Source organism: Kribbella lupini (genome assembly GCF_039529595.1).
Lineage (GTDB): Bacteria > Actinomycetota > Actinomycetes > Propionibacteriales > Kribbellaceae > Kribbella > Kribbella lupini.
The window spans coordinates 584285-606644 of record NZ_BAAANC010000002.1; the positions used below are offsets into that span (position 1 = coordinate 584285).

At 69.7% G+C, this 22360-nt stretch carries 26 protein-coding genes; 14 read left to right on the forward strand and 12 right to left on the reverse strand.

Annotation, left to right across the window (positions count from 1 at the left end; genetic code table 11):
• Positions 1-20: 20 nt before the first annotated feature.
• From ABD235_RS15965 to ABD235_RS15975, 3 genes are read left to right on the forward strand one after another with little or no spacing between them, the layout of a single operon-like run.
• Positions 21-758 (forward strand): phosphocholine cytidylyltransferase family protein, encoded by a 738-nt coding sequence (locus ABD235_RS15965; protein ID WP_344174895.1) that lies wholly within the window; start codon positions 21-23, stop codon positions 756-758.
• Positions 746-1816, forward strand: a complete 1071-nt coding sequence (locus ABD235_RS15970) for an iron-containing alcohol dehydrogenase family protein (protein ID WP_344174896.1) — start codon at positions 746-748, stop codon at positions 1814-1816. The genes ABD235_RS15965 and ABD235_RS15970 overlap by 13 nt, the downstream gene beginning before the upstream one ends.
• The gene (locus ABD235_RS15975) at positions 1816-2517 is read left to right on the forward strand and encodes a tyrosine-protein phosphatase (protein ID WP_344174897.1); all 702 of its coding nucleotides are present in this window, start codon (positions 1816-1818) and stop codon (positions 2515-2517) included. Before ABD235_RS15970 ends, ABD235_RS15975 begins: the two co-directional genes overlap by 1 nt.
• On the opposite strand, the gene ABD235_RS15980 is transcribed toward ABD235_RS15975, so the two are convergent.
• On the reverse strand, positions 2514-4226 hold the full coding sequence (locus ABD235_RS15980; RefSeq protein ID WP_344174898.1) for a metallophosphoesterase: 1713 nt from the start codon (positions 4224-4226) through the stop codon (positions 2514-2516). The genes ABD235_RS15975 and ABD235_RS15980 overlap by 4 nt on opposite strands.
• A gap of 141 nt (positions 4227-4367) precedes the next feature.
• On the opposite strand from ABD235_RS15980, the gene ABD235_RS15985 reads away from it, so the two are divergent.
• The 5 genes from ABD235_RS15985 (at position 4368) to ABD235_RS16005 (ending at position 7430) form a co-directional block, all read left to right on the forward strand.
• Entirely contained in the window at positions 4368-5258 is an 891-nt protein-coding gene (locus ABD235_RS15985) for an ABC transporter permease (protein ID WP_344174899.1), read from the forward strand.
• Positions 5245-6054: an ABC transporter ATP-binding protein gene (locus ABD235_RS15990; protein ID WP_344174900.1), complete on the forward strand. Its 810-nt coding sequence runs from the start codon at positions 5245-5247 to the stop codon at positions 6052-6054. Before ABD235_RS15985 ends, ABD235_RS15990 begins: the two co-directional genes overlap by 14 nt.
• A 124-nt stretch (positions 6055-6178) precedes the next feature.
• A complete protein-coding gene (locus ABD235_RS15995; RefSeq protein WP_344174901.1) occupies positions 6179-6637 on the forward strand; it encodes an SRPBCC family protein in 459 nt (152 codons plus the stop codon).
• Positions 6634-6987 (forward strand): ArsR/SmtB family transcription factor, encoded by a 354-nt coding sequence (locus ABD235_RS16000; protein ID WP_344174902.1) that lies wholly within the window; start codon positions 6634-6636, stop codon positions 6985-6987. Before ABD235_RS15995 ends, ABD235_RS16000 begins: the two co-directional genes overlap by 4 nt.
• Before the next feature lie 2 nt (positions 6988-6989).
• On the forward strand, positions 6990-7430 hold the full coding sequence (locus tag ABD235_RS16005) for an SRPBCC family protein (protein ID WP_344174903.1): 441 nt from the start codon (positions 6990-6992) through the stop codon (positions 7428-7430).
• Here ABD235_RS16005 and ABD235_RS16010 read toward each other — a convergent pair.
• The 3 genes from ABD235_RS16010 to ABD235_RS16020 are packed head-to-tail and all read right to left on the reverse strand — an operon-like array spanning position 7427 to position 9661.
• Positions 7427-8647: an RNA polymerase sigma factor gene (locus ABD235_RS16010; protein ID WP_344174904.1), complete on the reverse strand. Its 1221-nt coding sequence runs from the start codon at positions 8645-8647 to the stop codon at positions 7427-7429. The two genes, ABD235_RS16005 and ABD235_RS16010, sit on opposite strands and share 4 nt — an antisense overlap.
• A gap of 1 nt (position 8648) precedes the next feature.
• Positions 8649-9020 (reverse strand): YciI family protein, encoded by a 372-nt coding sequence (locus tag ABD235_RS16015; RefSeq protein ID WP_344174905.1) that lies wholly within the window; start codon positions 9018-9020, stop codon positions 8649-8651.
• Positions 9017-9661, reverse strand: a complete 645-nt coding sequence (locus ABD235_RS16020; protein WP_344174907.1) for a DUF998 domain-containing protein — start codon at positions 9659-9661, stop codon at positions 9017-9019. The genes ABD235_RS16015 and ABD235_RS16020 overlap by 4 nt, the downstream gene beginning before the upstream one ends.
• Before the next feature lie 170 nt (positions 9662-9831).
• On the opposite strand from ABD235_RS16020, the gene ABD235_RS16025 reads away from it, so the two are divergent.
• On the forward strand, positions 9832-10266 hold the full coding sequence (locus ABD235_RS16025; protein WP_344174909.1) for a hypothetical protein: 435 nt from the start codon (positions 9832-9834) through the stop codon (positions 10264-10266).
• A gap of 13 nt (positions 10267-10279) precedes the next feature.
• Here ABD235_RS16025 and ABD235_RS16030 read toward each other — a convergent pair whose 3' ends face one another.
• From ABD235_RS16030 to ABD235_RS16040, 3 genes are all read right to left on the reverse strand, one after another.
• Positions 10280-10702, reverse strand: coding sequence for a pyridoxamine 5'-phosphate oxidase family protein (locus ABD235_RS16030; protein ID WP_344174910.1), 423 nt, complete (start codon positions 10700-10702; stop codon positions 10280-10282).
• Positions 10703-10775: 73 nt separating this feature from the next.
• The gene (locus ABD235_RS16035; RefSeq protein WP_344178667.1) at positions 10776-11798 is read right to left on the reverse strand and encodes a glycosyltransferase family 2 protein; all 1023 of its coding nucleotides are present in this window, start codon (positions 11796-11798) and stop codon (positions 10776-10778) included.
• Positions 11799-11808: 10 nt separating this feature from the next.
• Positions 11809-13266: an LCP family protein gene (locus ABD235_RS16040; RefSeq protein ID WP_344174911.1), complete on the reverse strand. Its 1458-nt coding sequence runs from the start codon at positions 13264-13266 to the stop codon at positions 11809-11811.
• A 243-nt stretch (positions 13267-13509) separates the two neighbouring features.
• Here ABD235_RS16040 and ABD235_RS16045 point away from each other — a divergent pair, with 243 nt between their 5' ends.
• Together ABD235_RS16045 and ABD235_RS16050 are read left to right on the forward strand one after the other, a co-directional pair.
• Positions 13510-14379 (forward strand): trypsin-like peptidase domain-containing protein, encoded by an 870-nt coding sequence (locus tag ABD235_RS16045; protein WP_344174912.1) that lies wholly within the window; start codon positions 13510-13512, stop codon positions 14377-14379.
• Between the two features lie 130 nt (positions 14380-14509).
• Positions 14510-16504 (forward strand): spermine/spermidine synthase domain-containing protein, encoded by a 1995-nt coding sequence (locus tag ABD235_RS16050; protein ID WP_344174913.1) that lies wholly within the window; start codon positions 14510-14512, stop codon positions 16502-16504.
• A gap of 66 nt (positions 16505-16570) precedes the next feature.
• On the opposite strand, the gene ABD235_RS16055 is transcribed toward ABD235_RS16050, so the two are convergent.
• Complete coding sequence (locus ABD235_RS16055) at positions 16571-17428, reverse strand: hypothetical protein (RefSeq protein WP_344174914.1); 858 nt, start codon at positions 17426-17428, stop codon at positions 16571-16573.
• A 72-nt stretch (positions 17429-17500) separates the two neighbouring features.
• Here ABD235_RS16055 and ABD235_RS16060 point away from each other — a divergent pair, with 72 nt between their 5' ends.
• The gene (locus ABD235_RS16060; RefSeq protein ID WP_344174915.1) at positions 17501-18367 is read left to right on the forward strand and encodes a phosphotransferase family protein; all 867 of its coding nucleotides are present in this window, start codon (positions 17501-17503) and stop codon (positions 18365-18367) included.
• Here ABD235_RS16060 and ABD235_RS16065 read toward each other — a convergent pair.
• Complete coding sequence (locus ABD235_RS16065) at positions 18364-18684, reverse strand: AzlD domain-containing protein (protein ID WP_344174916.1); 321 nt, start codon at positions 18682-18684, stop codon at positions 18364-18366. The two genes, ABD235_RS16060 and ABD235_RS16065, sit on opposite strands and share 4 nt — an antisense overlap.
• Positions 18684-19364, reverse strand: a complete 681-nt coding sequence (locus ABD235_RS16070; protein ID WP_344174917.1) for an AzlC family ABC transporter permease — start codon at positions 19362-19364, stop codon at positions 18684-18686. The genes ABD235_RS16065 and ABD235_RS16070 overlap by 1 nt, the downstream gene beginning before the upstream one ends.
• 54 nt (positions 19365-19418) lie before the next feature.
• Here ABD235_RS16070 and ABD235_RS16075 point away from each other — a divergent pair, with 54 nt between their 5' ends.
• The gene (locus ABD235_RS16075) at positions 19419-19988 is read left to right on the forward strand and encodes a helix-turn-helix domain-containing protein (RefSeq protein ID WP_344174918.1); all 570 of its coding nucleotides are present in this window, start codon (positions 19419-19421) and stop codon (positions 19986-19988) included.
• Here the strand turns inward: ABD235_RS16075 and ABD235_RS16080 are convergent.
• Positions 19985-20815 (reverse strand): SAM-dependent methyltransferase, encoded by an 831-nt coding sequence (locus ABD235_RS16080; protein ID WP_344174920.1) that lies wholly within the window; start codon positions 20813-20815, stop codon positions 19985-19987. The genes ABD235_RS16075 and ABD235_RS16080 overlap by 4 nt on opposite strands.
• Positions 20816-20960: 145 nt before the next feature.
• On the opposite strand from ABD235_RS16080, the gene ABD235_RS16085 reads away from it, so the two are divergent.
• Positions 20961-21857 (forward strand): helix-turn-helix domain-containing protein, encoded by an 897-nt coding sequence (locus ABD235_RS16085; RefSeq protein ID WP_344174921.1) that lies wholly within the window; start codon positions 20961-20963, stop codon positions 21855-21857.
• Between the two features lie 9 nt (positions 21858-21866).
• Here ABD235_RS16085 and ABD235_RS16090 read toward each other — a convergent pair whose 3' ends face one another.
• Positions 21867-22352, reverse strand: coding sequence for a hypothetical protein (locus ABD235_RS16090; protein WP_344174922.1), 486 nt, complete (start codon positions 22350-22352; stop codon positions 21867-21869).
• Between the last annotated feature and the right edge of the window lie 8 nt (positions 22353-22360).

Below are 22360 nucleotides of genomic sequence, written 5' to 3' on the forward strand. Positions count from 1 at the left end.
CGAATCGGTATCCTCGGCCAATGATCGGACTAGTTCTCGCCGCCGGGGCCGGCCGCCGCCTGCGCCCGTACACGGACACGTTGCCCAAGGCGCTGGTTCCGATCGACGCGGAGACCACCCCGCTCGACCTGACCTTGGCCAACTTCGCCGAGGTCGGCCTGACCGACGTCGCGATCGTCGTCGGGTACGCCGCGGGCGCGATCGAGGCCCGCGTCCCCGACCTGCAGAACCGGTACGGCGTCCGCCTGCGGCTCGTCCACAACGACAAGGCGGAGATCTGGAACAACGCGTACTCGCTGTGGTGCGCGCGGGACCTGTTCGCCGAGGGGGTCGTGCTCGCCAACGGCGACACCGTGCACCCGGTCTCGGTGGAGCGCACCCTGCTCGACGCCCGCGGCGACGACCGCCGGATCATCCTCGCGCTCGACACCGAGAAGACGCTCGCGGACGAGGAGATGAAGGTGGTCTGGCACGACGACCACGGCGTCCGCAGCATCACCAAGCTGATGGACCCGGCGACCGCGAGCGGCGAGTACATCGGCGTCACGCTGATCGAGGCCAGCGCGGCCGACGACCTGACCGCCGCGCTGCGCAAGACCTGGGAGAACGACCCCGACCTGTACTACGAGGACGGGTACCAGGTGCTCGCCGACGCGGGCTTCCGGATCGACGTCGCCCCGATCGGCAAGCTCGACTGGGTCGAGATCGACAACCACGCCGACCTGGCCCGGGCCCGCGAGATCGTATGCCCGTCCTAGCCCGCTTCGTCACCGCGCCGCTGGTCGTCGACGTCCGCCGCGGCGCGCTGAAGGAACTGGCCCAGGTGCTGGCCGACCAGCGCATCTCGACCTCCGGCCGGGTCGCGATCGCGGTCGGCCCGACGTACGGGCCGATCGTGCAGAACACCTTCGAGCACGGGCTGGTCGACGCCGACTGGTTCACCGTCGACGGCGGCACGATCAACACCGCGATCCGGCTGGTCGACCAGATCAAGCAGCAGCGGTACGACGCGATCGTCGGGATCGGCGGCGGCACGGTGCTGGACGTGACCAAGTTCGCCGCCGCCCGGCTCGGACTGCCCATGGTCGCGGTCGCCACCAGCCTGGCCCACGACGGCATCGGCTCCCCGATCAGCACGCTGGACAACGACGCCGGGCGCGGCTCGTACGGCGTACCGGCGCCGATCGCGGTGGTCGTCGACCTCGACCTGATCGCCCAGGCCCCGCCGCGGTCGGTCCGCTCGGGCATCGGCGAGATCGTCTCGAACCTGTCCGCGATCGCCGACTGGGAGGCCGCGCACGCCGCGCACGGCGAGGAGATCGACGGTCTCGCGGTGTCGCTCGCGCGGACGTCGGCGCAGGCCGTGGCCAACCACCCCGGCGGGATCGCCGACGAGGTCTTCCTGGCGACGCTGGCCGAGGGCCTGGTGCTGTCCGGGATCTCGATGGTGGTCGCCGGGACGTCGCGGCCGTCGTCGGGCGCGTGCCACGAGATCTCGCATGCCATCGACCTGCTGCACCCGGAACGGCGCGCCTTCCACGGCGAGCAGGTCGGGCTCGGGGCCGCGTTCGCGTGGTACCTGCGCGGCGACGAGGCGGCGTTCGCGACCACGGTCGACTGCCTGTACCGGCACGGGTTGCCGGTCCGGCCGGCCGAGCTCGGCTTCGGGCTGGAGGAGTTCGGCGAGGTCGTCGCCTACGCCCCGCAGACCAGGCCCGGGAGGATCACCATTCTCGAAGAGTCCGCGCTGACGCCGGAAGGCATCGCGAAAGCGGTCGCCGACTTCGACGACCAGGTCAGTACGCGGATCAGCTGATGAAGCTGGACTGGCCGGAGTGCCGCAACGTCCGTGATCTCGGTGGGCTGCCGACCACCGACGGCGGGCGGATCCGCGAGAACGCGCTGATCCGCGCGGACAGCCTGCAGTACGTGACGCCCGCCGCCGTCGAGACGATCCGCGCGGCCGGGGTGAGCCGGATCATCGACCTGCGTTCGCACGGCGAGGTGAGCGGCTTCCCGACGCCGTTCACGCAGGACCCGCTCGGCCTGCACCTGCCGCTGCAGGACCCGGCCGACCCACCCAGTACGGCGACCACGATCGTCGACTCCTGCAACGAGATGCTCGACCTGCACCCCGACCTGTTCGCCGCGGTCTTCCGCGCGATCGTCGACGCACCCGAGGGCGCGGTGGTCGTGCACTGCTACGGCGGCAAGGACCGGACCGGCGTGATCGTCGCCCTCGCGCTCGCGGTGGCCGGCGTCCCGGAGGACGAGATCGTCGCCGACTACTTCCTCACCCGGGACAACCTGGCCTCGATGATGGCCGAGCAGTTGGCCGCCGAGCCGGACGAGTCCCTGCACCCGGAGATGCTGGAGTTCCGCGAGACCCGTGCCGAGTCGATGACGGCGATCCTGCGCCACCTCGACACGACGTACGGCGGCCCGGTCGCCTACCTGCGCCAGGCCGGCCTGACCGACGACGAGCTGGACGCCCTGAGGGCCCGCCTGACGAGTTAGACCCGCGCGGTCGTGGCGGCGCTCGCGCGGGTGACCTCGACCGGCTGCTCGATCAGCTCGGTGACGATCGAGCCCTCGGCCGGGATCAGCCATGGCGTGCCCGGCGCTCCCTCGGGGTTCGCCTTCCACTCGCGGCAGACCTCCGGGACCTTGATCGGGTAGATCGTCAGCGCGCCCTCCCGGTCGATGTGCAAGCGCAGGAAACCCTTGTAGTCCTCGAGACTCTGCCCCGCGAACACCTCGTTGGTGTTGAACCCGAACCGGCAAGCCACGAGCAGGTAGACGCCGACCACCAACGAGTCCACGAAGCCCACCACCACCGGCGTACCGACCAGCGCGACCACCACGGTGATCCACTGCTCGGCACTGGCCTCCAGCCGGTACAGCACCACCGCCCAGAACCCGGCGAGCGCCAGATGCGCCGCCGAGTGCAGTACGCCGGCAACCCCGGCAGCGAACGAACTTCGCTCCAACCCCAACCGGGCGAACAGCACTCCACCGACCACGGTCCCCAATGCGGCAAAGGCAGCCGGCGTCCAGACCGCCAGCGTCCCGAACACCCCCTGCGGATCCGACGCCAGCCCGAACTGCACCAGCAACGCGATCACCGTCTGCAGGAACGCGGTCAGCCCCCAGAACCCGGGATTGCGCCAGGGCAGGCGGAAGATCCCGTTCGCCAGCCGCGACGACTGCTCGCGCGACGGGTACGTCTGCGCGCGGTCGAACTTCGTGTGCTCGTCGGTCTCGGTCACCCGCGACGTCTTCGGCGGCAGCTCGAGCGTCTTCGGCAGCAGGTGCGTGGCGGTCAGGTAAGCGCCACCGCCGCCGCTCGTGATCCGCTGCCCGGTCCCGTCCTGCTCGGCGTACCGGGCGTAGTGGTGCGAGTCGCCGGACAGCATCACGTGCACGGTCGCTCCGGCGGGCCGGACGATCTCCCGCTCGAAGAACCGGATCGCGTCGTACCCGCGGGCGTCCCCGCCCGAACCGGCCTTGATCCACGCGGGTTTCGGCGTGCACAGGATCACGCCGTCGCCCTCGCGCATCTGCGTCGTCGCGCGGCGGAAGTACGCCAGTTGCGGGGCGTCGATGTACTCGTCGAACTGGGTGTCGATCGCCAGCAGCCACCAGCGCTGCGGCAGCTGGATCGCGAAGTAGCTGCGGGCCTGCTCGGTGTCCCACCCGCCGACCGGCCGGCTCTGCGCGAACACCCGCAGGAACGCCGTCAGGCCGTCGTACCAGTCGTGGTTGCCCGGCAGGGCGAACAACGTCGGGCGATCCGGTACGTCGTCCTCGCGGGGAAACGCCGCCCGGTACGGGCCCTTCGTGCGGTCCTCGTACGCCGTCGCGGACGCGGCCGGGTAGGCCTGGTCGCCGCCCATCACGAGCACCTGGCCACGCGGCAGATGCAGGTTGTCGGCGGGCGACAGCTGCGGCGCCGCGAGCACCGACGCGATCGAGTACGTCGCGTCGAAGCCGTCGCCGAGATCGGCCACGAAGTCGAACCACAGCTCGTCGTCGCCGTGGTGGTAGATCTCGGCCTGCAGGCCGCTCTGCAGCTCGCGCTTGTCGGCGTACGCGCCGAAGATGCCGGCCAGCACGGCCTTCAGTCCGGCGCTCGCGAGGACGGTCGGGAGGAGCCAGCGAACAGCTCCCCGGCGGCGGAATCCGAGCTGCTCCTCGGACAGGTCGTGCGGGCGGGAATCCTTCACCCGCAGAAGGTATGCGGTGCCCGGCGCGCCCGCGCAGACCGTGGCGAATTGTTGTGGAGCCGCGACCTTCCGTCACCGACTGAAACGGTTCAGAGCGCGCCGATGTGAGGACACGGGCCAGGGCCCAGTAGATTGGCCCGCATGTCAACCGCCGCCGAGTCGGCCACCACCGCGGACGCCGCGGCACTGGCCGAACGCTACGGGTTGTCCAAGAGCGCGGCACGTCCGCCGTTCTGGGGCTACCTCCGTGAACTGTGGGGCCGTCGCCAGTTCATCTACAGCTACGCCCGCGCGCGCACGTACGCGCTCTACGCGGGTGCGCGGCTGGGATCGGTCTGGCAGATCCTCACCCCACTGCTGAACGCCGGGGTCTACTACCTGGCCTTCGGACTGCTGCTGGGCACCGCCAAGGGCATCGCCAACTACCCGGCGTTCCTGATCTGCGGCATGTTCGTGTTCACCTACACGCAGCGGTCGATGACCGAGGGTTCGCGGGCGATCTCGACGAACATGTCGCTGATCCGCACGCTGCACTTCCCGCGCGCCACCCTGCCGCTGGCCTACGTGGTCAACGAGCTCAACCAGATGTTCATCTCGATGGGCATCCTGCTTGTACTGGTCGGCGCGACCGACGGGGTGGCCTGGCGGTGGGCGCTGATCGTGCCGGCGCTGCTGCTGCAGACGATGTTCAACATCGGCATGACGCTGATCTTCGCCCGGCTGGGCACCTTCCTGACCGACATCAGCCAGCTGCTGCCGTTCATCACCCGGACCTGGCTCTACGCCTCCGGCATCTTCTTCTCGATCCCGGACAAGCTGGCCTCGCTGGACGCTCCGAGCTGGGTGATCCACGCGCTGGCGCTGAACCCGATCTCGGCCTACATCGACATCGCCCGGCGGGCCCTGCTCGACGAGCACAGCAAGCACGCGCTGCCGAACGCGTGGCCGATCGCGATCGGCTGGGCCGTGGTGGCCATGGTCGGCGGATTCATCTACTTCTGGCGGGCGGAGGACAGGTATGGCCGTGGCTGAGACGGCAGCTCCGACGCCGGCGGCACCCGCGCCGGCGTCCGACGCTGTCCCGACGGTGATCGCCGACAACGTCAACATCATCTACAAGGTGACGGCCGGCTCCGGCGGCAAGGGCACCGCGGCGACCGCGTTCCGGCGCATCCTCAAGCGCCAGGACCGGCCGACCATCCGCGAGGTGCACGCGGTCAAGAACGTCACCTTCACCGCGCACAAGGGCGACGCGATCGGCCTGATCGGGCGCAACGGCTCGGGCAAGTCGACGCTGCTGCGCGCGATCGCCGGGCTGCTGCCGCCGGCCTCGGGCGCGATCTACACCGGCGGCCAGCCGTCGCTGCTGGGCGTCAACGCCGCGATGATGAACGACCTGACCGGCGACCGGAACGTCGTGCTCGGCTGCCTGGCGATGGGCATGACGCCGGAGGAGATCGACAAGCGCTACGACGAGATCGTCGAGTTCTCCGGGATCGGCGACTTCATCGACCTGCCGATGTCGACGTACTCCTCGGGCATGTCGGCCCGGCTGAAGTTCGCGATCGCCTCGGCCAAGACGCACGACATCCTGCTGGTCGACGAGGCGCTGGCCACCGGCGACGCGGAGTTCCGGGTCCGCTCGGAGCAGAAGATCAAGGACCTGCGCGACCAGGCCGGCACGGTCTTCCTGGTCAGCCACTCGCTCGACGTCGTGCTGGACACCTGCAACCGGGCGATCTGGCTGGACAAGGGCGTCCTGCGGATGGACGGCGACGTCAAGGAAGTCGTCGACGCGTACAACCAGGAAGCCACCGGCAAGCGCTGAGCCTGCTCGAACCCCCGGAACCCGCGTGGTCCCGGGGGTTCTTCTGTGAGGGCTTGTGCAACCGACGGTTGCGTGACTACAGTGATGTGCAACCAAACGTTGCAGATCATTCAGGAGTCCCCTCATGGAGTACGGCACCCTCGAACGCGAGATCCACATCGACGCCAGCCCGGACGTGGTGTTCGAAGTGGTCAGCAGCCCCGAGCACCTGACCGAGTGGTGGCCCGACGAGGCCGACTTCCCGCTCGTCCCCGGTGGCACCGGCCGGGTCGTCTTCGACCAGGGCACGGACGACCCGAAGGCGGTCGCGATCACCGTGGTCGAGGTCGAGAAGCCCCGGCTGTTCTCGTTCCGCTGGACCCACCCGGTCGGCGAGCCGGCCGCCACGGCGAACTCGCTGCTGGTCACCTTCGAGCTCGTCCCGAGCGGGACCGGCACGACGCTCAAGCTGACCGAGACCGGCTTCCGCGAGCAGGGCTGGGAGGTCGCCGTGCTGGAGGAGCAGTACCGCGACCACGAGAACGGCTGGGACCACTTCCTGCCCCGGCTCGCCCGGTACGTCGGCAAGCTGGCCGCGCGATGATCGACGACGACCTCTGGTCCGCCATCGGCGACCCGACCAGGCGCCGGCTCCTCGACCTGCTGCTCGCCGACGGTCCCGGTACGGCGACCAGCCTCAGCGACCAGCTCCCCGTGACCCGCCAGGCGGTCGCCAAGCACCTCGGCGTCCTCGACCGGGTCGGGCTCGTGCACGTCGCCCCCGCGGGCCGCGAGATGCGCTACCAGGTCGACGACGCGCAGCTGGCCCGGGCAGCAGCCCAGCTGGCCGACGTCGGCGCCACCTGGGACCGCCGCCTGCAGCGCATCAAGCGCCTCGCCGAAACCATCCAGAAGAAGTCCGAATCCGTTCCACCGAAGAAGAAGGAGCACTGACCATGCCCGACATCCTGCACCGCATCGCCACCAAGTCCACCACCGCGGCCGACGTCCTGCCGGCCCTCACCACCATCGACGGCCTGGCGTCGTGGTGGACCACCGACACCGAGGGCGACGCGTCGGTGGACGGGATCATCAAGTTCCGCTTCGTTCCCGGCGGGTTCGACATGAAGGTGGTCGAGATCAAGCCCGACCGGGTCCGCTGGGAGGTCGCCGAAGGCCCCGAGGAGTGGATGGGCACGACGATCACCTTCGACCTGAAGCAGGACGGCGAGCACACCGTCGTGCTGTTCGCCCACGAGGGCTGGAGGGAGCCGGTCGAGTTCATGAACCACTGCTCGACCAAGTGGGCGTCGTACCTGCTGAGCCTCAAGGACTACGTCGAGACCGGCAAGGGCGCGCCGTCCCCGGACGACGTGCAGATCTCCAACTGGCACTAGAGATTCTCGGCCCGGGTCCGCAGGTAGCGGCGTTCGACCTCGTTCGCGGTGAGGTCGGCTGCGGCCAGATAGGCGGCCCGGGCTTCGTCCTGACGGCCTGTGGACTCGAGCAGGTGCGCCCGTACGGCGGCCGCGCGGTGGTGGACCAGCGGGTCCCCGGCCAGGTCGAGATCGTCCAGCAGCGCCAGGGCGCGGTGCGGGCCGAAGGCCTTGGACACCGCGACAACTCGGCTCAGGCGGATCGGGGCCGTGGGGGTGAGCCGTTCGAGCCAGAGGTAGAGCGCCGCGATCTGTGGCCAGTCGGTCTCCGCGGCGTCCTTGGACTGGGCGTGAATGGCGGCGATGGCCGCTTGGAGTTGGTACGGCCCGACCTGGCGATGGACCCAGGCGCCCTCGATCAGCGCGACGCCCTCGGTGATCAGCGCCTGGTCCCATCGCGAGCGGTCCTGGTCCTCGAGCTGGACCAGCTGGTTCTGCTCGTCGGCGCGGGTCGCGTCGCGGGAGACGGTCAGCAGCATCAACGCGAGCAGGCCGGCGACCTCGTGATCGTCGGGGAGCAGGCGATGCAGCATGCGGGTCAGGCGAATGGCTTCGGCGGACAGGTCGGTCCGGGCCAACTGGTCGCCGCCGCTGGCCGTGTAGCCCTCGTTGAAGATCAGGTAGAGCACGTGCATGACGGCCGCGATCCGCTCGTCCTGGTCGTCGGCCGGCGCGCTGAAGCGGGCGCCGCTGTCCTTGAGGGTCTGCTTGGCCCGGCTGATCCGGGTCGACATCGACCGCTCGGCGGCGCCGTACGCACGGGCGATCTCCGCGGTGGTCAGGCCGCCGACGGCGCGCAGCGTCAGGGCGACCTGGGACGGCGGGGAGAGCGCCGGGTGGCAGCAGAGGAAGAGCAGCAGGAGGCTGTCGTCCTGGTCGGGGACCTGCGGCGCGGGGCCGGTCGGGTCGGCCTGGGCTCGGGCTGCTTCCTGCTCGCGGCGGCGGTCCGCCTGCTCGGAGCGCAGCAGGTCGACCATCCGGCGGTAGCCGACGCGGATCAGCCAGCTCCGCGGTTCGTCCGGGATCCCTTCCTCGGGCCAGCGCCGGCTCGCCACCAGCAGGGCCTCCTGGGTTGCGTCCTCGGCGGTGTCGAAGCGGCTGAACCGCCGGACGAGCGCACCGAGCACCTGCGGCGCCTCGGTGCGCAGCAGGTGCTCGATCTCTTCCGGTGAAGGCATCTCAGGAGGCGAAGTCGTCGCCCATGATCGGCCGGATCTCCATCGGCTCGCCCAGGACGTCGACCATCCGCTTCACGATGTCGGTCGCCCGCTCCAAGCTCACGCAGTCGATCACCGCGAAGCTCGCCAGCACCTCCTTCAACTCCGCGAACGGCCCGTCGGTCGCCACCACCCCCGCGCTCGTCTTCCGCACGGTCGTCGACACCACCGGATGCCCGAGCCCCTCACTGGTGACGAACTCCCCCGTCTCCCGCAGCTCCTTCTCGAACACCTGGTACGCCGCGAACGCCGCCAACGCCTCCTCCGACGGCACGTCCGCCGTCTCCCCGTCCCAGCTGTCGGCCGGGGTGTAACTCAGCACCAGAAACTTCATCGCGTCCTCCGGTCGGTCAGGCGCCGCAGCTGTACGGCGTACAGAGTGGTCCACGTGAAGGCCACGACCCCAGTCAACGCGATCTGCAGGCTCGACTCGGTCGGCGACATGGGCAGCAACATCACCACCGCGACGACGCCGTGCCCGACAGCGGCCTTGGCGGACCGGCGCCGGACCGCGTCGACGACCAGAACGATGCACGCGACCGCGAGCGCGGTGAAGGCGACCACCGCGCCGATCGAGTGGACGACGCTGTGCCACGACAGCGCGACGGGCCCGGCGGGTGCGCCGGCCGGGAAGCCGTTCTGCGGGTCCATCGGGAACAGGCCGGCGACGACGAAGCCGCCGCCGTACAGGCCGAGCAGCAGCGGGACCGCGCGGCGACCGGTGCCTTCGGTGATCAGGCGGCGACGGGCTAGGGCGAGCGCGATCACGCCCAGGCCGGTGAGTACGAAACTGATCATCTGGATCCAGCCGAGTGATCCGGTGGCCAGCTGACTGATCGGGTGTTCCCGCAGGTCGAAGCCGTCGCGGGTCAGCATCTGCGCGATCGCGACGGCGTAGAAGAACGGCCCGGCGATGGCCGCGGCGGTCAGCAACGGGCGGGTGGTGGACGGTCTGGTGGCGGTGAGAGTGGTCATCGGGTGCTCCTCGGGGTCGAAGTGTCACCGCTACCTCGGTGCCGACCGAGCTGCTTCAACATCGACCGACGTGACCCAGGTCACAGCAGCTGGGATGTTGAAGCAGGCGCGGCAGGTCCGAGGTGGCGGTGAGTGTGCAGGAGCTGCGCACCGGAACCGAGGAGACTGCGATGACCGAGAACCACGTGCCGCCTGCCCCGACCGCCGGACTGAAGGCTCTCGACCGCCTGGTCGGCGAGTGGACCGTGACCGGCGGCGCCGAGGGCGTCGTGAAGTACGAGTGGATGGACGGTGGCTACTTCCTGCTGCAGACCGTGGAGCTCGAGCAGTACGGGCAGCAGGTCCGCGGGATGGAGATCATCGGCAACCTGCGTCCGTTCGGCGAGCCGGCCAGTGCCGACGTCCACTCGCGCTTCTACGACTCGACCGGCAACACGCTCGACTACACCTACGAGCTGGACGGCGACAAGCTGACCATCTGGGGTGGCCCGAAGGGCAGCCCGGCGTACTTCGAGGGCACCTTCACCGACGGCGACCGGGTGATGTCCGGCGACTGGATCTACCCCGGCGGTGGCGGCTACGCATCCACGATGACCCGCCGCTGACGCCGTACGACGCTCAGAACGCGTAGCGGCGTACGGACTCCGGGTGGATGACGATCCGGAGCAGGTCGGCGCCCAGCATCTCGCGCAGGGCGCCGGCCAGCGCCTCGTCGCCGAGGTCCCAGTACCGGGCGGCGAGGCGGGAGCACAGCTCGTGCGCGCCGTCGTCCTCCACCGTCGCCCGGCCGACCACGGAGACCCAGCGCTCGGGTTCACCCACCGGTGCCGCGACCACGATCGAGGCGCGCGGGTCGCGGCGCAGGCGCCGGACCTTCAACGCGCCGGGCTCGGTGAAGAGCTGGATCGTCCCGTCGGCGGTCGCCTCGAACCACACCGGACGCGGCTGCGCCGGGACGGGACTCTCGGCGACGGTCAGGAAGCCGTGCAGCGGGCGGGCGAGGAACTCGAGGTCCTCGGCGGTCAGGCTGTCGTTGCTCATACCAGCGATTCAACCTGACCGGACCGGGCCGACTCCATGTCCGAGCGGCCCGATCGCCTGTGTCGTCGTACCGTCAGGCCGGGCCGGGCGTGGTGAGCGCCGGGCCGGTCGGCTTCTCCTGGAGGCCGACGATGAAGCCAAGACCCCAGGACACGTGCATGGTGGCGATCACGGCCGGGAGCCAGAAGAGCGCCTTCCAGGGCAGGTAGCGGCCTTCCATCGCGGAACCGGCGATGACGGCGAGGCCGTAGCCGAGCGGGATGATGAAGCCCAGGTCGAGGATCGCGCTGCCGACGATCAGACCGACGATGCCGAGGATCGTGCCGACCGCGAGCAGGCCGACGGCGACCGGCGGGGCCAGGTACCGCTTGCTGGCGGTCTCGGGGTGCCGGCGGATCACCTCGCGGCGCCACTGACCGGTGTGGAAGAACTGCTTGGCGACCGCGGACAGCGACGAGCGCGGCCGGTACGTCACCGACAGGTCGGGGCTGAACCAGATCAGCCCGCCGGTCTTGCGGATCCGGTAGTTCAGCTCCCAGTCCTGGGCGCGGTGCATCGACTCGTCGAAGCCGCCGACCCGCTCCAGCGCCGTCCGCTTGAAGACGCCGAGGTACACGGTGTCGGCCGGTCCGGCCTTGCCGCCCTGATGGAACGTCGAGGCGCCGAGCCCGAGCCGGGACCGGTACGCACAGGCCACCGCCATCTCGAACGGCGTCCGGCCCTCGGCCGCCATCACGCCGCCGACGTTGTCCGCGCCGCTCTCGTCCAGCACCTCGACCGCGCGGGTGATGTAGCCCTGCGTCAGCACACCGTGGCCGTCGACCCGTACGACGATGTCGTGCCGGGCGTGCGCGATGCCGACGTTCAGCCCGGCCGGCGTCTTGCCGGTCGGGTTCGGCACGATCGTGATCCGGGCGTCCGCGGCGGCCAGCCGGGCGGCGATCTCCTCGGTCCGGTCCTTGCTCGGGCCGATCGCGAGCACGACCTCCAGCTCGCCGGGGTACTCCTGGTCGAGAACGCGGCCGACCGCCTCCTCGAGGTGGCGTTCCTCGTTCAGCACGGGCATCACGACGGAGACCGGGGGCCAGTTGGACAGCATCTTCAGGTCAGGCCTTACAGACTTGTGCGACGTCGTCGACGTCGGTGGATGGCTTGGACGGGGTCTTGCCGGGCGTACTCGGCTTCTTGGTAGGAGACACGCTACTCGGTGTGCCCGACTTCTTACCGTCCCCGTCGTCGGATCCCTTGTCCAGTGCCTCGGACTTGCCCACCGCCTCGGCGACCTTCGCCCGGATCAGCTCGAAGTCCGGGTCGCCGGTCTTGATCAACGGAGGGACCGGCGAGAAGGATGACACCGGAAGCTTCTTCGAGTCCAGCGCCAGGTCCGTGAAGGTGCCCAGCTCACCGGACGGGATGTTGGTCTGGACCACCTCCTTGCTGGCCGAGGCGATGCCCTGGAACTTGGTCAGCACCTTCTGCGGCGAGAGCTGGTTCAGCATCGCGGTCATCACGCACTTCTGCCGCGTCATCCGCTCGTAGTCGCTGGCCCCGGCCCGCGACCGGGCGAACCACATCGCGTGGTACCCGTCCAGGTGCTGGTCCTTGCCCGGCTTGATGTAGCCCTTGATCGGCCCGCCGATGCCACCGATCGGGACCTTCTTGCCGACGTCGACGGTGATCCCGCCGACCGCGTCGAGCAGGTGCTGGAACCCCGCGATGTCGATCAGCACGTAGTAGTTGACCTTCAGCCCGGTCAGTCCCTCGACCGCTTGCTGGGTCGCCACCAGGCCCGGCTCCTTCACGCCCGGGAAGTGCTGCTTGTGGCCCATCGCCCAGGTGTAGACGCCGTTCAGGTAGCAGTCGTGGCCGCACCCGTCCCACTCGAAGCCGTTCGGGAACTGCTTGGCCATCTCGGTCCCGGCCGGGAACGGCACCTTGGCCATGTTCCGCGGCAGGCCGATCAGCACGGTCCGGCCGGTCTCGGCGTCGATGCTGGCCAGCGTCAGACTGTCCGGCCGTACGCCGATCCGGTTGGCGCCGGAGTCCCCGCCGAGCAGGAGCACGTTGTAGCGGCCTTTGTCCGCCTTGGACTTCTCGCCGTTGCCGAACACGCTGGCGACGAAGTCGCGCTGCGCCGACACGATCGTGCTGCTCCAGATCAGCACCGTCATCACCAGGACGACGAGCACGCCGTCCAGGATGCTCGCGGTCAGCCGGTGGTTGCGTTCCAGCGTGAGCGGCCGGCCGAGCCGGTAGGCGTCGACGAACAACGCGGCCCATCCGACGGCGAGCAGGATCAGCAGGACCTGCACGATCCGCAGCGTGGTCGGCGACACGATGAGGTTGATCGTCCCGGACCGCCAGACCAGCGACAGCAGCACCAGGAACACGACGATCGCGACCAGCCCGGCGATCACCCGCCACGCGTACCGGCCGGCCTTCTTGCTGCCCGCCACGATCTGCGCGGACCCGGGCAGGACCAGCGTCATCAGCAGCAACGCCAACGCCCGTTTGAACCGGACCGGCTCACTGAGATTGCGCAGCTCCGGCTTGTCCTGCCGCATGACGTCCTTCCGGTTCGCAGTTCCCCCTACCGCTGTGTACGACGTCGATGGTAGAGGTGTGGTTCGGGCAGAAACGGAGGGTAACAGCCTGACTGCGGAGGGAAACCCCTGCATCGGCAGGTTTCACACGTCTGTGATGGTCGCGGCCACGTCCGATCGGATACCAAGAGTTCCGGGGCCACCACGCCCTGTCTGCGACCGCCCCGTGCGCGGACAACCTGTGAGGACAAAGGATCACCGCCCATGAAACTCGTCCGTTCAGTTCTCGTCTCCGCTCTCGCCTGCAGCGCCGTGCTGCTCGGCGGCAGCCAGGCCCACGCCGTGGAGGTCGCCGAACCGTCGGCGGCGCCCGCGCGACTGGCCGCGCCAGGTGCCGACTACACCGGTATCGCCGCGCTCAGCAACTGCTCCGCCTCGCTGGTCCGGTACGCCGAGTCGGTCGGTACCGACAAGGCGATGGTGCTCACCAACGGCCACTGCTACGAAGGCGGATTCCTCAACCCGGGCGTCGTTCTGGTCAACCGTTCCTCGACCCGCGCGATCACGCTGCTGCGTCCGAACGCCAGTACCGCGGGGACCGTCCGGGCGAGCCGGATCCTGTACGGCACGATGACCAAGACCGACATGATCGTGTACGAGGTCAACGAGACCTACAACTCGATCAGGACCCGCCTCAACGTCACGCCGCTGACGCTGGCCAAGCAGGGCCCGGCCAACGGCGCCGGCATGGCCGTCGTGTCCGGTTACTGGAAGCGGATCTACACCTGCTCGGTGCAGGCCACGATCCCCGAGCTGCGCGAGGGCAACTGGGTCTGGAAGAGCTCGATCAAGTACCGGCAGCCGGGCTGCGAGACGATCGGCGGCACGTCGGGCTCACCGATCGTGAGCACCAGCACCGGTGAGGTGATCGGCGTCAACAACACCGGCAACGAGGACGGCGCCCGCTGCACGGTGAACAACCCGTGCGAGGTCGATGCGAACGGCAACGTCACCGTCGACCAGGGAGCGGCGTACGGCCAGCAGACCTGGTGGCTCTACACCTGCCTGACCGCCTCGCGCACGATCGACCTGAACAAGACGGGCTGCCAGCTGCCGAAACCGGCGCGCCGCTAGTTCAAAGTCGTACGAGGGGTGACGTACGCCACTGTGATGGGTAATGTCGCCGCCCATGGCAGTCGACTCGTCAACCCCTCGTACGACCGAACCTCCCCGGTGGCAGAGTCCGATCGGGGTCAGACCCCGATTGGTTGCCGCCAGCGCGCTGATGCTGTTCCTGGAGCTCGCGCTGATCCGCTGGACCGGGTCGAACGTGGTCCACCTCAGCTACTTCTCCAACTTCGTGCTGCTGGGCTCGTTCCTCGGCATCGGGATCGGCATCCTGCGGGCCGGCAAGGCCAAGCGGTTGCCGTACTACTCCCCGATCATGCTCGGCCTGCTGGTGCTGGTGATCGCGTGGAAGCCGGTGACCGTCAACCGGTCCGGCGACAGCGTCATCTACTTCACCAGCCTGGACACCACCGGCCCGCCGGTCTGGGTGATCTTGCCGATCATCTTCGTCGCCGCGGCCGTCGTGCTGGCCGGGCCCGCCGAGCTGGTCGGCCGCTGCTTCACCGAGCTGCCGCGGCTGACGGCGTACCGCTACGACCTGATCGGCAGCCTGACCGGGATCGTGACGTTCACGATCCTGTCGTTCCTGGGCGCGCCGCCGATCTGGTGGGGGCTGCTGGTCACCGTCGGGTTCCTGGCGCTGATGGTGCCGGGCAAGAAGGCGACCGCGGCCGCGCTGAGCGGCGCGCTGGTGGCGGCCCCGCTGCTGGTGATGCTCGGCGTGCTGCTGCACGAGTCGACCCGGCCGGAGAACAGCTGGTCTCCGTACTACAAGGTGCAGACCTCCTCCTCGACGTACGAGAACACGCCGCTGCTGACGATCACCGTGAACGGCGTCCCGCACCAGCAGGCGATCCCGGCCGAGAAGCGGCTGCAGTGGGAACCGCAGTACGGGCTGCCGTACGAGCGGGCCGCGAAGAAGAACCCGGAGAACGTGCTGATCATCGGCGCCGGCTCCGGCACCGACGTGGCCGTTGCCCTGCGCAACGGCGCCAAGCACGTCGACGCGGTCGAGATCGACCCGCGGCTGCGCGACATCGGCCGCGAGCAGCACCCGGACCACCCGTACCAGGACCCGCGCGTCACCTCGCACATCGACGACGGGCGGGCGTTCCTGTCCCGGACCGACAAGAAGTACGACCTGATCCTGCTGGCGCTGCCGGACTCGCTGACGCTGGTGAACGGCGCGAGCTCGCTGCGGCTGGAGAGCTACCTGTTCACCGAGCAGGCGTTCAAGAGCGCGCAGGAGCACCTCGCGCCGGGCGGCGCGTTCGCGATGTACAACTACTACCGCGAGACCTGGCTGATCGACCGGCTCGCGTCGACGGCGCAGAAGGCGTTCGGACACAAGCCGTGCGTCGACAAGGTCGGCGACGACCTGCAGCAGGCCGTCGTCACCGTCGGCCTGACGTCCGCCGACCAGGCCTGCGGGGCGGAGTGGGCCGGCGCGTCCGCGACCACGCCGCCGCCTGCGACGGACAACCGGCCGTTCCTGTACCTGTTCACCGACCGGATCCCGCCGCTGTACCTGATCACGCTGGGCCTGATCCTGGTCGCCGGTCTGATCGGCGTGGGGATCGCGGGCGGCGGTTCGTCGTACCGGCGGATGCGGCCGTACGCCGACCTGTTCCTGCTCGGCGCCGGCTTCATGCTGCTGGAGACCAAGTCGATCACCGGCTTCGCCCTGCTGTTCGGGACGACCTGGGTGGTCAACGCGATCGTCTTCGCCGGCGTCCTGGTCGCCGTCCTGGCCGCCGTCGAAGTCACCAGACGCTTCAAGACACCACCCCTGAAGACCATGTACGTCGTGCTGTTCGGCGGTCTCCTGCTGTCCTGGGTCTTCCCCGACAGCTGGCTGCTCGGCATGCCGATCGGCCTGCGCGCGCTGGTCGCGGTCGTGATCGCGTTCCTGCCGATCTTCGCCGCGAACGTGATCTTCGCCAAGCGCTTCACCGACACCGCCGACGGCACCGCCAGCTTCGGCGCCAACCTCCTCGGCGCCCTCCTCGGCGGCTGCCTCGAGTACGCCGCCCTGCTGATCGGCTTCGACGGCTTGATCATCATCGCCGCCCTGCTCTACGTCGGAGCGTTCCTGCTGCGTCCGAAGGCGGCGGTGGGAACGAGTTCCTAGCCCGGCCCTGAAACCCGAAAGAGCTCGACCACCACCTGGTGGTCGAGCTCTTTCAGTTCCTACGGGCTAGCTGCGGGGCGGGGCCGGGTAGTCGGGGTCGACGCCGTCGGTCTCCGCGGGCGGGGCCGGGTAGTCGGGGTCCACGCCGTCGGTCTCGGCCGGCGGGGCCGGGTAGTCCGGGTCGACGCCGTCGTTGCCCGGGCCGGGCGGGGCCGGCTGGGGGGCCGGGTAGTCGGGGTCCACGCCGTCGTTGCCGGTGCCGGGGCCGCCGTACTGGGTGTAGCCGCGGGGCTGGTCGGCGGGCGGGACCGGGTAGTCCGGGTCCACACCGTTCTGGCCGATGGTCGGGAACGTGCTGGCCTGGGTGGGCGGGTTGTTCGGGCCGGGATTAGCCATGGTTGCCTTTCTGACGCGGCGTCTGCGGACGTTGTCGACGATGATCAGCACGATGCCGATCAGGAAGAAGAACAGGAACGAGCCGATCGCCAGCAGCACCGACACCACCAGGGAGCCGAGTGCGAGCTTGGGGCCGGCGTAGAAGGTTCCTCCGGTCCCGGCGGCGTCGCAGTCGACCACGACCTCCTGGGCCGGGACCTTGCGGACCGACTGGGCGACGACGTACCAGGTGTCGCCGTTCAGGGTGATCTGCTGCGACCCCTTCACCGGTTCCATCGGGATGTCGGCGCCGGAGGCGTCCTTCGCCGTACAGGGCGGGATCAGGGCCGGGACCGTCGAGTACACGGTCAGTCCGTCCGCGGTCAACTGGACGGTCCCGCCGTCGACCCGGGTCGGGGCCTTCGGCAGGTTCTGCACCAGGCGGACCACGAAGATCCCGCTCAGCACCAGCCCGAGGACGAAGCAGCCGACCGCGATCCACGTCAGGGTCCGCTTCGGCGCCGCTGGTCCCCCGGAGTAGCTCGTCATACCCCGCACGCTAACCCGCCGGAGGATCCTCCCCGCCCGATCTGCCCGAAAGGGCGACGTAGGCTGCGGTGCGTGGAACAGGTGCTGCGCTGGGTGAGCGAACAGACCGGCAGCGACGTCGCCACGGTCACGCCGCTGCGCGGCGGCTGGACGGCCGAGATGCGCCGCGTCCGGCTCGCCGACGGGCGCGACGTCGTGGTCCGCTCGTTCGTGACCGAGTTCTTCCGCCGGCACGCCGAAGGACTGCTCGAGCGCGAGGCCGGGATGCTCCGCGCTCTCGCCGACGTCGACAGCATCCCCGCGCCCCGCCTGCTGGCCGTCGACTCCACCGGCCGGTACGGCGAAGCGCCGTCGCTCGTGATGTCCATGCTGCCGGGCGCGGTCGACGTTCACACCGACCGTTCCGCTCAGCTCGCCGGGCAACTGGTCGCGATCCACCGCGTCCAGGTCGACCCCAGGCCGCGCGAGTTCCAGGTCTGGGTCTCGCCCGGCACCGTCCGGGTGCCTGCGGCAACCAATCGGCCGCAGGTCTGGACGCAGGCCGTCGAGATCATCGCGCGCGAGCTTCCGCCGTACGACGGCGTGCTGCTGCACCGGGACTTCCATCCGGGCAACGTGCTCTTCGACGGCGACCAGGTCAGCGGCGTCGTCGACTGGGTCGAGACCTCCTGGGGACCGGCCGACCTGGATGTCGCGCACTGTTCGACGGCGCTGGCGTTGCTGCACGGGCCGGAGGTCGGTGTGCGGTTCGCCGACCAGTACGTCGCGGCCGGCGGGCAGTTGTCCGAGGATCTCCGGCACTGGCAGGTCCTCGACGCGCTCGGCTTCGCACCGGATGCCGAGAAGGTCGCCGGTCCGTGGCGCGAGCTCGGACGCATCGACCTGACGTCCGGCGTACTGCAGGATCGGCTGGAGCACTACCTGCAGCAGGTGCTCTAGGGAACGCCGAGCAGGCGAAGCCCCGCGGCCGTTGCCGCGGCGGCGACCACGACCAGCACGAACGGCGCGCGACGCCACGCGAGCAGCCCGCCAACCAGTACGCCGAGAGGCCGCGCGATGCCGGCGTGGGTGTGACCCGCGGTGAAGGTCGCGGTCGCGACCAAGGCCGCGAGCAGGACGATCGCGGCGGTGGAGAGCAGTTGCCGCGTCCGCTCGGAGAGTTCGAAGCGCGCGCGCATCAGCGGGCCGGCGACCCGCAGCGAAAAGGTGCCTGCGGCAAGGATCAGGATCGCGGCGAGGATCAGGGGCTCGTTCATCAGGCGGGTTCCAGGGCTCGGATCGGGCGGTAGAAGAGCAGGCCGGCGAGCGCCAGCAGGACCGGCAGCCCGGCCGGCAGGAACGGCGTCGCCGCGAGCGCGACGACCGAGCCGACCAGCGCCGCCGTACGGGTCGCCTTGTCCTTCAGCGCGGGCAGCACCAGCGCGAGCAGTACGGCGGGGAACGCCGCGTCGAGCCCGAAAGCGTCCGTGTCCGTGATCACCGATCCGGCCAGCGCGCCGACCACCACCCCGACGTTCCAGCTGATGAAGATCCCGATCCCGCACAGCCAGTACGCCGCGCGCTTGTGCCGCAGCTCCTCCTGGCCGATCGCGAACGCGACGTTCTCGTCGGTCATCAGGTGACTGCCGGCGAACCGGCGCCAGCCGCCGCCGAGCACATCGCTGACCGCGAGCCCGAAGGCGACGTGCCGGCTGTTCACCAGCAGCCCGGCGACGGTCGCCGCGATCGGCGAGCCGCCGGCAGCGACGATCCCGACGAACAGGAACTGCGACGCGCCCGCGAACACCAGCAACGACATCGCGACCGGCACCCACAGGCTGAGGCCCCCGCCGACGCTGATCGCGCCGTACGAGAGCCCGACCACGCAGTCGGCCAGGCAGACGAGTGCGATGTCGCGGGCCAGGGCCGGGTCGAGTGTTCGCCAGATCGAACGCATGGGTTTTATGATGAACAAACCGCACGGCGTTCGTCAAGGCGAACACATGGACCGATGGAGCGAACACTGATGGACGCCAAGGCACCGCTCGACGTGATCGCGGGCTCGTTGCGCCGGGAACGCGCCCGGACCGGGCTGTCGCTGAGCGAGGTCGCCAAACGGGCCGGGGTCGCCAAGTCCACGCTGTCCCAGCTGGAGTCGGGGACCGGCAACCCCAGCGTCGAGACGCTGTGGGCGCTCTGCGTCGCGCTCGAGATCCAGTTCGGCGACCTGATCGACCCGCCGCGCCCGAAGGTGCAGGTGATCCGGGCCAACGAGGGCCCGGCGATCCGCTCCGAGAAGGCCGACTACAGCGCGACCCTGGTCGCGTCCTGCCCGCCGAACGCGCGCCGCGACATCTACCGGCTGGCGATCGCCCCCGGCCCGGGCCGCCTGTCCGAGCCGCACATGCCGGGCACGATCGAGCACGTCGTACTGGGCACGGGCCGTGCCCTGGTGGGCCTCGCCGGCGAACCGGTCGAGCTCAACCCGGGCGACTACATCGCCTACCCGGGTGACCTGCCGCACGTGTTCCGCGCGCTGGAGCCGGGCACGACCGCCGTACTGGTGTCGGAGACTTCTTAGATCTTCCGGCCGACGGCGCCGACGATGCACTCCTCGACCTGGTTCAGCGGCTTGAGCCGTGGGCCGTCCGGCCACCAGTCGTCGCACAGCACCAGGCCCGGCTCGACCAGCTCCTGGCCGGGGAAGAACTCCATCAGTTCCTTGCGGGTGCGGAACCTGCCGCTGCCCATCGGGCTGTGGATGAACTTCTCCTCCATCCTCTGGGCGACCTCGGTGTGCTCCGGAGTCTCCGGGTCGAAGAAGTGCGAGATCGCCGTGTACGACCCGGGTACCACCGCGTCGACGTACTTCTGCATGATCTGCGCACCTTCGGTGCCGATGTAGTGGTGCAGCGTGCCGGCCTGCATCACGGCGATCGGCTGGCTGAAGTCGAGGAATTCACGCACGCCGGGCTTGCTCAGCACCTCGTCCGGCTCGAAGATGTCGGCGCTGAGGAACAGCGTGTTCTCGTTCTCCTCGAGCAGCGCGCGGCCGTGCGCGAGCACCACCGGGTCGTTGTCGATGTAGAGCACCTTGGCGCTGGGCTGGATCCGCTGCACGACCTGGTGGGTGTTCTCGGCGGTCGGCAGACCGGATCCGCAGTCCAGGTACTGCGTGATCCCCGCCTGGCCCGCCAGGAACCGGCACGAGCGGATCAGGAAGTTCCGGTTCGACCAGGCCAGGTCCTGGGCCTGCGGCGCGGCGGCCTGGACCCCACGCAGCACCTCGCGGTCGACCTCGAAGTTGTCCTTGCCGCCCAAGAAGGCGTCGTACACGCGGGCGATGCTGGCCCGGGTGGTGTCCACACCCACCGGGACGGAACTCGGAGCCTTGGTGGCATCGGACATGCGGCGACCTCGCAGGGGAAGGTTCGGCTGAAGCTCCGAGCCTATCCGCATCGGAGCGGAAATATCACGCCCAGTAGCGAGTTCGGACTCCCCTCGGCCGACCCGGACGTGCAAAGATCGGCGGGCACGTCGCGGGAGAGAGTCGATGGGGAGGGTCCTGGTGACCGAGGAGCAGGGCGCGCCGGGCGGTCCGACCGCCCTGCGGATCATGCTTGGGGCCCACTTGCGCCGGATGCGCGAGGAGGCCGGGATCAGCCGCGGTGACGCGGGCTGGGCGATCCGCGGGTCGGAGTCGAAGATCAGCCGCCTCGAGCTCGGCAAGGTCGGCTTCAAGCCGCGCGACGTCGACGACCTGCTGACGCTGTACCGGATGAACGACGCCGAGGAGCGCGAGCGGCTGCTCGACCTCGCCCAGGAGGCGAACAACCCCGGCTGGTGGCAGCGCTACGACGACGTCACGCCGAACTGGTTCCACGCCTACCTCGGACTCGAGGTCGCCGCGGACATGATCCGGACCTTCGAGTCGCAGTTCATTCCCGGGCTGCTGCAGACCGCCGGGTACGCCCGCGCCGTCATGCAGCTCGGGCACAGCGAGGCCCCACTGCCGCCGGCCGAGATCGAGCAACTCGTCGCCTTGCGGATCGAGCGCCAGGCCGTCCTGAACCGCGCGCTGCGCCCCCTGCGTTTCTGGGCAGTTCTCGACGAAGCCGTGCTGCGGCGCGGCGTCGGCGAGCCCGGCGTACTGCGTGAGCAGCTCGAGCACCTGCTGGAGGTCTCCCGGCGCCCGAACGTCACGCTGCAGATCATCCCGTTCGGCAAGGGCCTGTACGCCGCGACCGGCGGCGCCTTCAGCATCCTGCGCTTCGCCGAGACCGACCTGCCCGACGTCGTCTACATCGAGCACCTGACCAGCGCGGTCTACCTGGACAAGCGCGAGGACCTCGACAAGTACGTCGTCACCATGGACGCCCTGTCGATCGCCGCCGGTACGCCCCGCGAGACCGAAGCCCTGCTGAAGGAAATCATCAAGACCACCGAGTGATCCCTTGCCTCAAAAGGAAAAGGCGGCGCGGACCGCTTCCACCCGGTGCTTGACGTTGTGCAGGAAGCGCTTCGGGACCGACCGGTCGGTGAACTGCGGGAGGGCCTCACACTCCTGATGGCCGGGCGCGAGGCGGACGGTCATCACCCGGGTCAGACGGGTGCCTTCGGCAACTGGTTCGAAGAGGTAGTCGACTTGGGCGCCGACCCCGCGCCAGCCGTACCGGTCGGTGGTGACGGTCCACTGCCGGCCCCATTCGGCGCGACCGACCGTCCAGGTGGCGGAGAACATCTCGTCGCCACTGGCCAGCACCTGGGTGACCTGGTCGCCGGCGACGGCGCAGCGGTCGGTGACGCCGGTCGTGTGCACCACCAGCGGATGGGTGCGCAGCACGTTGCGCGGCATGGTCAGGAAGAAGTACGTGTCCTGGGGGTCCCGCTCGACGACCACCTGGTCGCGAACCCGGATCACGCCCCCACTCGTCGGCCCCGGCATCCCAGCGA